The 13,657-nt window shown below is 40.3% G+C and carries 14 protein-coding genes; 7 read left to right on the top strand and 7 right to left on the bottom strand.

Annotated elements, in window-relative coordinates:
- The first annotated feature begins 209 nt into the window (after positions 1 to 209).
- Genes pyrG through ispD form a run of 5 tightly spaced genes read left to right on the top strand, consistent with a single transcriptional unit; the run spans position 210 to position 5,159 of the window.
- Positions 210 to 1,853 (top strand): CTP synthase, encoded by a 1,644-nt coding sequence (gene pyrG, locus E0H77_RS03645; protein WP_131313314.1) that lies wholly within the window; start codon positions 210 to 212, stop codon positions 1,851 to 1,853.
- A 25-nt stretch (positions 1,854 to 1,878) separates the two neighbouring features.
- Positions 1,879 to 2,736 carry a 3-deoxy-8-phosphooctulonate synthase gene (gene kdsA, locus E0H77_RS03640; protein ID WP_045792872.1) on the top strand — a complete coding sequence of 286 codons (858 nt, stop codon included), beginning with the start codon at positions 1,879 to 1,881 and terminating at the stop codon, positions 2,734 to 2,736.
- A 44-nt stretch (positions 2,737 to 2,780) separates the two neighbouring features.
- Complete coding sequence (gene eno, locus E0H77_RS03635; protein WP_131375094.1) at positions 2,781 to 4,070, top strand: phosphopyruvate hydratase; 1,290 nt, start codon at positions 2,781 to 2,783, stop codon at positions 4,068 to 4,070.
- Positions 4,071 to 4,081: 11 nt separating this feature from the next.
- On the top strand, positions 4,082 to 4,474 hold the full coding sequence (ftsB, locus tag E0H77_RS03630) for a cell division protein FtsB (RefSeq protein ID WP_035365337.1): 393 nt from the start codon (positions 4,082 to 4,084) through the stop codon (positions 4,472 to 4,474).
- The gene (ispD, locus tag E0H77_RS03625) at positions 4,443 to 5,159 is read left to right on the top strand and encodes a 2-C-methyl-D-erythritol 4-phosphate cytidylyltransferase (RefSeq protein WP_131375092.1); all 717 of its coding nucleotides are present in this window, start codon (positions 4,443 to 4,445) and stop codon (positions 5,157 to 5,159) included. The genes ftsB and ispD overlap by 32 nt, the downstream gene beginning before the upstream one ends.
- 25 nt (positions 5,160 to 5,184) lie before the next feature.
- Here ispD and E0H77_RS03620 read toward each other — a convergent pair whose 3' ends face one another.
- A complete protein-coding gene (locus E0H77_RS03620) occupies positions 5,185 to 5,838 on the bottom strand; it encodes an A1S_1983 family putative colistin resistance protein (protein ID WP_131375091.1) in 654 nt (217 codons plus the stop codon).
- Positions 5,839 to 5,926: 88 nt separating this feature from the next.
- On the opposite strand from E0H77_RS03620, the gene ispF reads away from it, so the two are divergent.
- On the top strand, positions 5,927 to 6,415 hold the full coding sequence (gene ispF, locus E0H77_RS03615; protein ID WP_131375089.1) for a 2-C-methyl-D-erythritol 2,4-cyclodiphosphate synthase: 489 nt from the start codon (positions 5,927 to 5,929) through the stop codon (positions 6,413 to 6,415).
- A gap of 11 nt (positions 6,416 to 6,426) precedes the next feature.
- On the opposite strand, the gene E0H77_RS03610 is transcribed toward ispF, so the two are convergent.
- The 5 genes from E0H77_RS03610 to E0H77_RS03590 form a co-directional block, all read right to left on the bottom strand.
- Positions 6,427 to 6,951 carry a protein tyrosine phosphatase family protein gene (locus E0H77_RS03610; RefSeq protein ID WP_131375087.1) on the bottom strand — a complete coding sequence of 175 codons (525 nt, stop codon included), beginning with the start codon at positions 6,949 to 6,951 and terminating at the stop codon, positions 6,427 to 6,429.
- 52 nt (positions 6,952 to 7,003) lie between these two features.
- Positions 7,004 to 8,095, bottom strand: a complete 1,092-nt coding sequence (locus E0H77_RS03605; RefSeq protein WP_131375084.1) for a 3-deoxy-7-phosphoheptulonate synthase — start codon at positions 8,093 to 8,095, stop codon at positions 7,004 to 7,006.
- A gap of 128 nt (positions 8,096 to 8,223) precedes the next feature.
- Complete coding sequence (locus E0H77_RS03600; RefSeq protein ID WP_131375082.1) at positions 8,224 to 9,102, bottom strand: sulfite exporter TauE/SafE family protein; 879 nt, start codon at positions 9,100 to 9,102, stop codon at positions 8,224 to 8,226.
- 457 nt (positions 9,103 to 9,559) lie between these two features.
- Positions 9,560 to 10,747, bottom strand: a complete 1,188-nt coding sequence (locus E0H77_RS03595; RefSeq protein WP_416240504.1) for a globin domain-containing protein — start codon at positions 10,745 to 10,747, stop codon at positions 9,560 to 9,562.
- Between the two features lie 243 nt (positions 10,748 to 10,990).
- Positions 10,991 to 11,251: a TonB-dependent receptor gene (locus E0H77_RS03590; protein WP_228258286.1), complete on the bottom strand. Its 261-nt coding sequence runs from the start codon at positions 11,249 to 11,251 to the stop codon at positions 10,991 to 10,993.
- A gap of 289 nt (positions 11,252 to 11,540) precedes the next feature.
- Between E0H77_RS03590 and lpxB the strand changes: the two genes are divergently transcribed.
- On the top strand, positions 11,541 to 12,719 hold the full coding sequence (lpxB, locus tag E0H77_RS03585) for a lipid-A-disaccharide synthase (RefSeq protein WP_131375074.1): 1,179 nt from the start codon (positions 11,541 to 11,543) through the stop codon (positions 12,717 to 12,719).
- 49 nt (positions 12,720 to 12,768) lie between these two features.
- On the opposite strand, the gene E0H77_RS03580 is transcribed toward lpxB, so the two are convergent.
- Positions 12,769 to 13,638, bottom strand: a complete 870-nt coding sequence (locus tag E0H77_RS03580) for a DUF2797 domain-containing protein (protein ID WP_131313305.1) — start codon at positions 13,636 to 13,638, stop codon at positions 12,769 to 12,771.
- Between the last annotated feature and the right edge of the window lie 19 nt (positions 13,639 to 13,657).

The following is a 13,657-nucleotide window of genomic DNA, read 5'->3' as shown; positions in this document are numbered from 1 at the left end:
GCTTAAACAAAGATACGACATTATAGCAATAAAAATTCGATTGCAAATGTACAGATATGTCACCATATTGCATCGAATTTGATGGTAAAATAGACGATTGTAATTTGTTATGTGAATACCTGTGGAATGACTTTGCTTTATAGGGCCAGAGTAAAGTAAAATTGCCCAGCATTGCATGCCGATTTAGGCTTGATTGTACGAGAAACCGAATGACCCATTTTATTTTCGTTACTGGTGGTGTGGTATCATCACTAGGTAAAGGTATTTCAGCCGCTTCAGTTGCTGCACTTTTAGAAGCTCGTGGTTTAAAAGTAACCATGGTGAAAATGGATCCATATATTAATGTCGATCCAGGGACAATGAGTCCTTTCCAACACGGTGAAGTCTTCGTAACTGAAGATGGTGCCGAAACAGACTTAGACTTGGGTTATTACGAACGTTTCTTACGTCGTGCGAAAATGACCAAACTCAATAACTTTACCAGTGGTCGAGTGTATCAAGACGTCCTTAACAAAGAACGTCGTGGTGATTATCTTGGCGGTACGGTACAGGTTATCCCACATATTACGGACAATATTAAAGAACGTGTACTTCGTGCAGGCGAAGGCTACGATGTGGCTATCGTTGAAATCGGTGGTACAGTTGGGGATATCGAGTCACTTCCATTTATGGAGTCTGTTCGTCAGTTGTTGGTTGAACTAGGACACAAACGCAGCATGCTCATGCATCTGACGTTGTTGCCATACATCAAATCTGCTGCTGAATTAAAAACCAAACCAACTCAGCACTCTGTAAAAGAATTGCTTTCAATTGGTATTCAGCCAGACATTTTGATCTGTCGTACTGAACATGATGTCGATGCAGACACCAAACGCAAAATTGCGCTATTTACCAATGTAGAAGCACGTGCAGTTGTGGTATGTAAAGACGCCAAAACCATTTATCAGATTCCGCGTAATTTCTATGAGCAAAACGTTGATGATTTGATTTGTGAGCGTTTTGGTTACAATGATTTGCCAGAAGCAGATTTGACCGATTGGGATCAAGTGTGTGAAGCATTGTTTAACCCAGAGTACACTGTACGTGTCGCGATGGTGGGTAAATATGTTGAACTGCCAGATGCTTATAAATCTGTCAATGAAGCATTGCTGCATGCAGGCATTCAAAACCGCGTGAAAGTGCAAATCGACTATGTTGATGCAGAAGCACTTGAATCGAAAGATGTTGCTGCTGAACTGAAAGATGCCGATGCCATTTTGGTTCCTGGTGGTTTTGGTGAACGTGGTACTGAAGGCAAAATGAAAGCGATTCAGTATGCTCGTGAAAACCAAATTCCATTCTTGGGAATTTGCTTGGGTATGCAGCTTGCTGTGATCGAATATGCGCGTCATGTTGCAGGTTTACCTGAAGCAACTTCAACCGAATTCAATCGTTCTACAAAATATCCATTGATTGGTTTAATTACCGAATGGTTAGATGAGCGCGGCGAGCTGCAACAACGTAGTGTTGAGTCTGATTTGGGCGGCACGATGCGTTTAGGTGCGCAAAAATCTGAATTGGTTGCTGGAACTAAAACTCGTGAAGTGTATGGTAAAGCTGAGATTACTGAGCGCCACCGTCACCGCTACGAAATGAATGACCGTTTCATTGCACCACTTGAAACAGCGGGTATGAAAATTTCTGGTTATTCAACAGCACAGCATTTGGTTGAAACGGTAGAGATTCCTGCTCATCCTTGGTTTATTGCGGTGCAGTTCCATCCAGAATTTACCAGCTCGCCACGTGATGGACATCCATTATTTGCCAGCTTTATTGATGCCGCGAAACAACAGTATCAAAAAAGCAAAAACTAAATTACTCCAGTTTTGGAAAGTTTAAATGTCACAATTAAAACCACAAGAGATTGTACGTTTAGGCGATATACAAATGGCAAATCATTTGCCATTTGTACTATTCGGCGGCATGAATGTACTAGAGTCTAAAGATCTTGCATTTGAGATCGCAGAAACGTATATCGATATTTGTAAGCGTTTAGACATTCCATATGTCTTTAAAGCCAGTTTTGATAAAGCCAATCGTTCGAGTTTGTATTCGTTTCGTGGTCCTGGTTTAGAAAAAGGCCTCGAATGGCTGGCTGACATTAAGAAACAGTTTAATGTGCCAATCATTACCGATGTGCATGAGCCATATCAGGCAGCAGCTGTGGCTGAGGTTGCGGACATTATTCAGCTTCCTGCTTTTTTAAGCCGTCAAACTGACCTTGTTGAAGCAATGGCAAAAACCAATGCCATTATTAACATTAAAAAAGCACAGTTTTTAGCGCCACATGAAATGCGTCATATCTTGAATAAATGTCTGGAAGCGGGCAATGACAAATTGATTTTGTGTGAACGTGGTTCTGCATTTGGTTATAACAACCTTGTGGTTGACATGCTTGGCTTCGATACCATGAAAGCCATGAATGTTCCTGTGTTCTTTGATGTGACTCACGCATTACAGACACCAGGTGGGCGAGCAGACTCAGCAGGTGGTCGCCGTGCTCAAATTACCACACTTGCACGTGCAGGTATGGCAACAGGGCTAGCAGGTTTATTTTTAGAAGCTCATCCAAATCCAGATGAAGCAAAATGTGACGGCCCATGTGCGTTGCGTTTGTCCCAACTCGAACCGTTCTTGGCTCAGCTCAAGGAACTGGATACGTTGGTCAAAGGATTTGAAAAATTAGACACACACTAATGCCAAGAATAGCATTAGCTTATTAATTAACAGAGGAATTGTTCATGAGTCAAATCGTTGACATTCGTGCACGCGAAATTTTGGACTCTCGTGGTAACCCAACCATCGAAGCAGATGTTATTTTAGACTCTGGGGTTGTGGGTCGTGCATGTGCACCATCAGGTGCTTCAACAGGTTCTCGTGAAGCGCTTGAACTTCGTGATGGCGATAAATCACGTTACTTGGGTAAAGGTGTACGTACCGCAGTACAAAATGTGAATAGCGATATTCGTAATTTGCTTGTTGGTCAAAGCGCATTTGAGCAAAAATCACTTGATGAGCAAATGATTACGCTTGATGGCACTGAAAACAAAGCAAAATTGGGTGCGAATGCAACATTGGCTGTATCTCTAGCAGCAGCACGCGCAGCAGCAACTGAACAAAAACTTCCATTGTTCCAATATATCGCAAACTTACGTGGTCAAACCACTTTGTCTATGCCTGTGCCAATGATGAACATCTTAAATGGTGGCGCACATGCAGATAATACAGTTGATATTCAAGAATTTATGATTGAGCCTGTTGGCTTTACATCATTTGCTGAAAGCTTGCGTGCTGGTGCAGAAATCTTTCATGCGTTGAAATCTGTATTGAAAAAGCAAGGCTTGAACACTGCTGTAGGTGATGAAGGTGGTTTTGCACCAAACCTTCGTTCAAACGAAGAAGCGATTACTGTGATTCTTCAAGCGATTGAACAAACAGGTTATAAAGCTGGCTCTGACATTATGTTGGCGTTGGACTGTGCAGCTTCAGAATTCTACAAAGATGGCCAGTACATCCTTGCAGGTGAAGGCAACAAATCATTTACAAGCAACCAGTTTGCCGATTACCTTGCTGGCTTGGCTAAACAATATCCAATTATCTCAATTGAAGATGGTTTAGACGAATCTGACTGGGAAGGTTGGGCTTACTTGACTTCTATCTTGGGTGACAAAATACAGTTGGTTGGTGATGACTTGTTCGTAACCAATCCGAAGATTTTACAACGTGGTATTGACCAGCACGTTGCGAACTCAATTTTGATCAAGTACAACCAGATTGGTACTTTGACTGAAACTCTAGATGCAATTTACCTTGCAAAAGCCAATGGTTACAGCACTGTTATTTCACATCGTTCAGGTGAAACAGAAGATTCGACTATTGCTGACTTGGCTGTAGGTACTGCGGCAGGTCAAATCAAAACTGGTTCACTTTGCCGTTCTGACCGTGTGTCAAAATACAATCAATTACTTCGTATTGAAGAATTGACTCAAGCGATTTATCGCGGTAAAGCTGAATTTAAAGGTTTGAACTAAGCTTTATGTTGATGTTTTGGAAAGAGACCTTTAACTCTTTTTCAAGTCGTATCATATTGTGCCTTGCGATCGTTTTGGTCGCAGGGTGTCAATATATGTTCTGGTTTGGTGAGGATGGTTATTATGATCATAAAAAACTCATGCAACAAATCCAGCAACAGACTGAAGTGAACCAAGAACTCAAAGAACGTAATCGTATCTTGGGTGCAGAGGTTTATGATTTGAAAAATGGTGCGGAAGCCATAGAAGAACATGCGCGTTTGGACTTGGGGTTAATTAAACCACATGAAACCTTTGTACAAATGAGCACGATTAGCACACAGTATCAATCGACGTATGTTGACCCAAATAAACAGAAAGATTTAGGTACCAATGAAGATGAAGACAGCCCAGACATGCACTAAACTTTGGGCTATTATTCCCGCTGCGGGCTCAGGCCGCAGATTTTCACCCACCGAATTAAAACAATATCAAAAAATTTTAGATCAGACCGTATTGGAACATAGTGTGGCACGGTTGAATCAACTTCCTTTAGCAGGTTATGTGCTTGCGATCAATCCACAAGATCAATTTGCCAAACAGTTACCGCTCGCTTGTCCTGAACGTGCGCATTTTTGTGAAGGTGGGCGCGAACGTGTTGATTCGGTGCTGAATGCTTTACAGTATTTGCAAGCATTTGCAGCCGATGATGACTACGTGTTGGTACATGATGCAGCGCGTCCGTGTATTACACTAGAGTCTTTACAGGATTTGGTTGAACAAGCGCAGCAACAGGCTTGTAGTGCTATTTTAGCGACCCCTGTACGTGATACCTTAAAGCGTGTTGCCGATCAGCAGCAGATTGAAACCACCGTGAGTCGTGATGCACTTTGGCAAGCACAGACACCACAGATTGCTCGGTTTTCTGTATTAAAAGCAGCTATAGAGCAGGCATTGGCAGCAGAAATTAGTATTACTGATGAAGCCAGCGCGCTTGAGTTTGCTGGGCAGCCCGTCATTGTGGTGCAAGGGCGTTCTGATAATATTAAAATTACTTATCCTGAAGATCTGCACTTAGCTGAGCTCATATTGACTGCTCAACAAAAATAGAAAAATACTTTTCCTATTCTCGGAATTAATCATAAAGGCGATAAATACCAGTAAAGCGTTGGCAATTCTGTTTTGCCACATGATTGGTACTGGTAACCACTAATAATGTTTTCTGGTAATTAAATTGATACTGACAGGTGGTTTCATTGTTGGTGACTTTGGTTTTGTCTGTATTGTTTAAGTACGCGAGAAAAGCAAAACTGAGCTTATCGAGGCTGGCATTGGGATTTCGATACATCCAGCCTTCAATTTTCATTTTATTCTGATCAAGTTGATGAATTTGCAAATAGGTCTGTGGCTGAGCAATTTTCCCATGATGGTATTTAATAAAATGCTGAGTGAGGCTTTGGTTTAAGGCGCTATAGGCATTTAAGTCTTCAGCGCGTAGATTAAATTGCTGTTCAAAACAGTTTTTACTTTTGCACTGTTTTAAACGGGAATGCCACATATGCTGAGTATCTTGTAATAAGCGTAATGGCGCATTGGTGACCAGATTTGAGGTAAAGTACAGCTTATTGATCTGGTCAACTTGAGTTTTATATTGTGTTTTACAGTAGTTTGGATGTGATTGATTGCTACATAAGGGCTGATAGGCATAGCTCGAAGAGCATGCTAATACGCTGAGCAAAACCATACAGCCAAATGCTTTATTGGTATAAAGATAAAAATTCAACGACATGATCGCTTATACTTTGACGAGATGATGCTAGCGCTAACTATAGCGAATCAGCAATAACAAACACAAGTCTTGATAAAGGATGTTTACAGTGGTTACAAAAATTCGAATTGGACAAGGCATGGATGTACATGCTTTTGAAGAAGGTGAGTTTGTCACCTTGGCAGGAATTCAGATTCCACATACACAAGGTTTAAAAGCACATTCAGATGGCGATGTAGTGTTGCATGCATTGTGTGATGCTTTACTGGGTGCATTGGCGCTGGGTGATATTGGGCAGCATTTTCCAGATACAGACCCAGAGTTTAAGGGTGCAGACAGCCGTAAGTTGTTACATCATGTTTATCGACTGATTTTAGATCGTGGTTATGTGTTGGGTAATGCAGATATGACCGTTGCGTGCGAACGTCCAAAATTGGCGAAATATAATCTAGATATGCGTCAAAGTGTGGCAGATGTGCTTGATGTAGATGTTTCGCAAATTAGTATTAAAGCCACAACAACTGAAAAATTGGGCTTTACAGGTCGTCAGGAAGGAATTTTGGCGACTGCCACCGTATTGTTAGTGGCAGCAAGCTGATCTTGGGGCATTCACGAGAATGCTTTTGTTCCCATAAGCGCTTGTTGAAGTTCAAGCGTTGCTTTGCGTCCCTGAAGCTGTAAAGCAACATTGTGAATCAAACCTGTCCAAGTATCATTTGGTTCCCAGATTTGATGCATCCATTGCTGTGCCTGTTCAATATCGACATTCATATAATACTGACGATATAAATACATTAAGGCACTAACACGATAATTTTTAGAGCAGTGAATCCAGATATTTTGTTCTTTCAATAGAAAATTTAAAGTATCGAGCACAAAAAGCGCTTGCTCAGGATCGGGCAGTTCCCAGTCAATCGGTAGATGAATATAGTTTAACCCTAATTCAAGGCAAATCTTATCTTCATGTTCAAGTGCATTGTTGGCATCGCTTAAAGCCAAATTAATGACAGTATTGATTCCGTACGCTTTAATCAGTTTGAGTTGTTCAACGGTCGGTTGCCCAGAACTGAGTAGGCGTTCATGAATATACTGAAAGTTAGTGGTTTGGCTAAGCGCTTGTTCTAAACTGTTCATACGTGATCATTCATAAAAAACGCCATCATCATGATGGCGTATTGTAAAACAATTAACGGTTTGGTAAGACGTCTTTTAATGCATCGTGCATTTCAAGCAGCGTTTTTTCCGTTGTATCCCAATCAATACAGCCATCGGTAACTGATTTACCATATTCAAGCTCGCAAAGATTCTCTGGAATATCCTGACGTCCGCCTTTAAGGTGGCTTTCCACCATCAAACCCACAATTGACTTGTTGCCATTGATAATTTGCTCAGTGACATTTTTGAGGACAAGTGGCTGTAAGTACGGGTCTTTGTTAGAGTTGGCGTGGCTAGCATCAATCATAATTTTGTTGCTGACTTTTGCTTTTGCCAAAGCCTGCTCTGCTTCTGCAACAGAGGTTGCATCGTAGTTTGGCTTGCCGTTACCACCACGCAATACCACGTGTGCATATGGGTTACCATTGGTACGAATCACAGAAACCTGACCATTTTCATTTAAACCGAGAAAGCTGTGTCCGTGTTTGACGGCTTGCATAGCATTGGTTGCTACAGTTAAGCCACCGTCAGTACCATTTTTAAAGCCGACAGGAGAAGATAAACCTGATGACATTTCACGGTGAGTTTGGCTTTCTGTGGTGCGTGCACCAATCGCTGACCATGAAATTAGGTCATGCAAATACTGTGGTGAATTTGGATCAAGAGCTTCAGTTGCACATGGTAAACCGACTTCATTGAGTTCAAGTAACAGTTTACGACCAATGCGCAGACCTTTTTCAATATTGAATGAATCATTCATATCAGGGTCATTGATCAGGCCTTTCCAGCCAATTGTCGTACGCGGTTTTTCAAAATAAACACGCATGACCAAATATAGGGTGTCTTTGACTTTTTCACTGAGTGCTTTAAGACGTTCAGCATATTCGTGTGCAGCTTTAGGGTCGTGAATTGAGCATGGGCCAATCACGACAAATAAGCGTTTATCTTCACCATCCAAAATCTTGCGAATCGTTTCACGTCCGTTGAGCACAGTCTGATAAGCTTTATCAGAAAGAGGAAGTTCTTCTTTTAATTGTGCTGGAGTAACAAGCGGTTGGATGCTTTGGATATTGATATCATCAATATCGGCTGAGGTAATAGAATGGGACTGTAAACTATTCATTGCCTTCACTGGTTAAAAAATAGGATCATCTGGATGAGTCTGACTATAGCATGCTTTATGAAACAAAAGATGATCGTCGCGCTAAATCTTTGGATTAAAAACGTCTATTAGTCTAATGCTCGACAGCATTAGACATGCTGTTGTGAGCTGCTTACAGGCTGAACTAACATGGCGGTTTCAGCTTTTGCTTTTGGCTTTTCTTTAACAGGGTGCAAAATAAAGTTAATCCCGAGAAGGAATAGGGTAATCCCTAAAATTTTACGAATCATTTTTTCAGGCAATTTTGAGCTGATGAGCGTACCAAAAATAATTGCAGGAATTGAGCCAATTAGTAACCAGCCGAGTAAATGAAAGTCCACGTTGCCAGAACTCATGTGGGCAATCCCTGCAACGAAAGTCAGTAATACTGCATGTGCAACGTCGGAGCCGATAATCCGAATCATAGGTAGATTTGGGAAAAGCAGAATCAGTGCCATAACACCAAATGCACCCGCACCAACCGAGGACAATGTCACGAATACACCCAGTACAATCCCCATAAAGACCACATAAATGCGGCGCTTGCCTGTAAAAATTAATTCTTCAGATTGCACTTCTTTTTTACGGAAATGGTTAAAGAATTTCTCAATTTTCGAACGGAAAATAATGGAAATGCCAGTTAGGGTTAACATAAAGCCCAAGACCATCGTTAATACCGCTTTATATTCGGAAGAATGGCTTAAATAGTGCTCAAGTACCCAATGAGTGGCAAATGATGCGGGAACACTGCCGAGAGCCAGCCATGAAACGATGGGCCAAACGACGTTAAGTTTTTTGGCATGGACAATTGAACCACAAAACTTGGAAATAGATGCATAGATCAGGTCAGTACCAATTGCGATATGTGGTTCGATTTTAAATAAACTGATCAGCATTGGAGTCATGAGTGAACCACCACCAACACCTGTGATCCCTACACAAAAACCCACCAGCATGCCTGCTAAAATAAACTGAACCGCATCAACCATGACCATGTGCCATTATATAAATTTATGCATATATTAGGAGTTTTTATGAAAAAACGTACTCATAAAAAATGATTTGCTTATTCAAAAAAAGAATAAATAAATATTGAATCAAAAAAATATGATTTTTTAGGTGCGTTTAAATGTTTTTTTATAAAATAATCATAAAAATCAAACATAAATATAAATTTATTACCTCGAAAATCCAATTGCAGCTTCATAAATTAAAATACTTCAGCCAAAAAAAATTTATTAATTTTTGAAAGTTTTAAATATTTTTGAAAACTACAACCCAGCGATACGAGCAAAAAGGTATACGATCTGACCAAGTAAATTAAAATATTCTCAATATGATTGTGTGTTGTGCTCAAGAGTGCAAAATCAATCAGCTTGAAAAATTGCAATAAAAAAAGCCATCTCTAGACAGAAATGGCTTTTGGTTTTTGTGATAGCAGGTAATTTATAGAGCAACGCCACCTGTACCAAAGGCTTCACTATGGATGTTTGCCTGTGGAATACCGAGTGCTAACAATGCTTTATTTTGAACTTGCATAAATGGCATTGGGCCACATAAATAATAATCAGCATTTTCAGGTAACCATTTACGGTCTAGTGTCGATAAATCTAGGCGACCTTTCGCATGGTAGTCTTGTCCCAATACATCTTGTTGTTCAGGATGTTCATAAGCAACAAAGACGTTTAAATTATCATGCTGTTCTGCCAATCCTTGAATGGCATTTTTCATGGCATGTACTCGTGAACCACGTGTTGCATGAATGAAATGAACAGATGGTTTAGCTTCTGTCGGACTAAACTGTGCTTTGATTTTTTGCCAGAATGATATTTTTGCACTTGGATCAGTATTTTCTGTTAACAACTGATTCAACATGGCAACCATTGGTGTCAAGCCAACACCTGCACTAATTAATACATTGGTTTTTTCAGGATTAACCAAGAAGAAGTTACCTGTTGGCGCAGAAAGTTCCACAACATCATTAACATTTAAATGCTGGTGTAAAGTTGAAGAAACATAACCAGGATCTTGTCCTTCAACTTTTGCTTGTTCACGCTTCACCGAAATACGGAAATAGTTGCCTGAAGCGCAGTCTGACAGGCTGTATTGACGTGGTTGTTTAATGCCTAGTTCAGGAACAAGTACACGCACAGTTACATATTGACCTGCTTTATATTCAGGTAATGCACCGCCATCTTTTGGAACTAAATAGAACGAGGTAATTTCATCACTTTCTTTGACTTTTTTAGAGATAACAAAATCACGCCAGCCTAACCAGCTACCTTTGGTTTCTTGATGTTCTTGATAAATTTTCTGTTCAGTTGCAATAAACAAATCTGCAAGTTGTCCGTATGCCAGACCCCATGCCTCAATCAGTTCATGTTCCATTGGAATACTAAGCACTTCACTAATTGAACGCAGTAAGTTTTCACCAACAATGTCATATTCAGGTGCTTGGATATTTAGACTGACATGTTTGTGACAGATCAGTTCAACTACAGGTGCAAGGACGCTTGGATCTTCGATGTTTTCAGCATACGCCAATACCGCGCCAGCAAGAGCTTTTGCTTGTGCGCCGCTACGTTGATGTCCCATGTTAAAAGTTTCTTTTAACTGCGGATTGTTGGTTAGCATGCGGTTATAAAAATAATCGGTCAGCGCAACCCCATTTTCACGTAAAACAGGAACAGTTGATTTAATTAGTTCAATTTGATGTTGGCTTAACATAACGAATGCTCGGACGTTTTTATAAGATGTATTTAAAATACATCTTATATGGATTTTTCGTCAAGCATTAGATTGTATAAAACAAAAATTTTTTTTTAATTAATTGTTTTTTAATTAAAAATAATTAAAAACCAATCATTTTGATTGGGTTTAAAATGCTGGTAAAATCAGACTAAAAGAGTCGGTATTTAAACTTGACTGCACCCGTAAATTGGCAGGTGGGACGTAGTAACCTTGCCTTTGATATAGGCCTGCCAGGTACTTTTTGTTTGTTGGATTGTTGCCATTGAACTGGAAGCTGGCATGATCATTTAGCTTATAACTTGCTATCAAGTTCGGCAGAGCATAAGCACCTTGTTTAATCGTGCCATAATCATTGTTGGTAATCGGATTGCTAATTTTTCTTGCCACTGCACGCTTGCTCCGACTTTAAGTTTTGGTAATTGTGGAGTGGTATACATGGTTAAAATATGGAAAGTTCGTGTTAGGTTATACTGATGCGAGTTGATGTCAGTTTCGATATTTTGGGACTAGATTTGCTGTTGTCGATTTTGAGTATAGTTTGCGCCAAAATTATGATTGAAAGTGATCTGGAGGAATATAACCATAGAACAAGTGTTTTATATTCAAACCAAGCATGAAGTAACGTCTAGAAATCTTTTATAATATTGTCGATGACACACCCAAAAGGAAAGCATTCTTGCAAAAACGTAAATTGAGAATCGGCATTGTAGTTGGTGAGGTTTCAGGGGATACACTTGGAGCTGAATTAATGCGTTGTTTCAAAGAGCAGGGTGTTGATGCCGAATTTGAGGGTATTGGGGGTCCACAAATGATTGCTGAGGGCTTTCAGAGTTTTTATCCGATGGACAGCCTTGCGGTCATGGGTTTGGTCGAAGTCTTAAAAGAACTAAAACAATTATTTGCTGTACGTGATGGTTTGGTTGAACGTTGGCAAAACAATCCCGTGGATATTTTTATTGGAATTGATGCCCCAGATTTTAATTTACGTTTGTCTAAGCGCCTAAAACAAAAACAGCTTCCGATTAAAACTGTGCAATATGTCAGCCCTTCTGTATGGGCATGGCGACAAAAGCGTGTATTTGGTATTAAGCAAAATATTGATTTGGTCATGTGTTTATTTCCATTCGAAAAAGTCTTTTATCAACAGTATCAAGTTCCTGCAATTTTTGTGGGACACCCGCTTGCTAAACAGTTACCACTCAGTAACCCAATTCAGCAAGCTCAGCAAGCACTTAATCTTCCTGAACAAGCCAAATATATTGCCTTGCTGCCAGGGAGTCGCCGTGGAGAAGTAGAGCGCCTTGCACCACTTATTTTTGGTGCAGCACAGATTTTGCAAGCTAAATACCCCGATTATGAATACTTAGTTCCTGCGATTAATGCTCAGCGTTTGGAACAAATTCAGCACATTTTGGCAAGTTATCCTGACACTGTCCGCGCCAAGATTCATGTTCTCGACAATCAGCACACGGAATCAAAAATTGGGCGTTTGGTCATGGGGGCTAGTAATATTGTGGCCTTGGCTTCGGGAACCGCCACACTTGAAGCGATGTTATTGCACCGCCCAATGGTGACATTTTATAAGCTGCATTGGCTAACGTATCGCATCATGAAATTCATGATTAAGATTCCGTATTTTTCTTTGCCCAATATTATTGCAGGAAAAAAAGTCATCCAGGAATTGGTGCAGGATCAGGCAACTCCTGAAACGCTGGCAGCCGAAATTGAAAAATTGATGAATGTTGAAGTGGCACAAATACAAGCCATGCAGCATTTAAGTATGCATAAGCAACTGATTTCAGGGGATACTGAAGATCCTGTACATGCGATTTTGCAGTTATTGGCAGTGCGTTAAAGTTAAAGCATAGGCAGGAAAATCCTGCCTATTTTTATGATTTTAATTGTTAAGTTCGAATAATAATTTCGTAGCCTGTATATTTACGAATGTTAATCACGCCCGTATCTAAAATCAGGTATTGACCTTTGATGCCTTGTAACACACCGCGAATTGTGGGTGTTTTGTCGAGATTATGCGATTTGATTTTTTCGGGATACTGCTCGACAGGGTAAACAAATTCGCGCATTTGCTCTTTTTCAAGCAGTTGAATACCTTCATCAAATTGTAAGTTTTGGCTAAATTCATCACGAATGCGTTGAATTTTGGGTGCAAACTCTTCAACCAGTTGCTCGCGAACCTCAACTAAATCTAGCGGTTCAGCTTCGCCTTTAAGTAGTTTACGCCAGTCGGTTTTATCAGCCACTTGCTCACCAAACATAATTTCAAGTTGCCCTGACAAACGTCGTGAACCGACTTGCATAATCGGTAAAGCCTGAGTTGCTCCTTGATCGAGCCAGCGCGTTGGCATTTGGCTAATACGGGTAATTCCGACTTTTAAAGCACTTGAATTGGCTAAATATACAATATGCGGCTGAAAACAGACATTTTTCGCAAATTCATCTTCACGACAAGTGCCGAGATGATAATGGCAAGTTTCAGGCTTCATGATGCACATGTCACAGGATGCTTTAGTTTTAAAACATTTAAAACAATGACCTTGTGAGTAGGATTTTGGAGTTTTTGCACCACAAGACACACAAAAAATTTGCCCAGTCCATTCAATTTCAAGCTCTTGGCCTAAAGTAAAGGGTAAATTGATCTGAGATTGGTCTAGAATAAAGCTGTATTCAACATGCGCTTTTTGAGTGTTCTGTTCGGTTACACTATGGTTGGCTAAGTCGGCATGCATTTTGTGACAAATGCCTTGTAATTCCATATCAATTTCTCTCTAACTC

Source organism: Acinetobacter brisouioides (assembly GCF_004331075.1).
GTDB lineage: Bacteria > Pseudomonadota > Gammaproteobacteria > Pseudomonadales > Moraxellaceae > Acinetobacter.
Note: the sequence above shows the minus strand (reverse complement) of the source record. Positions and strands in the feature narration are given on the sequence as shown.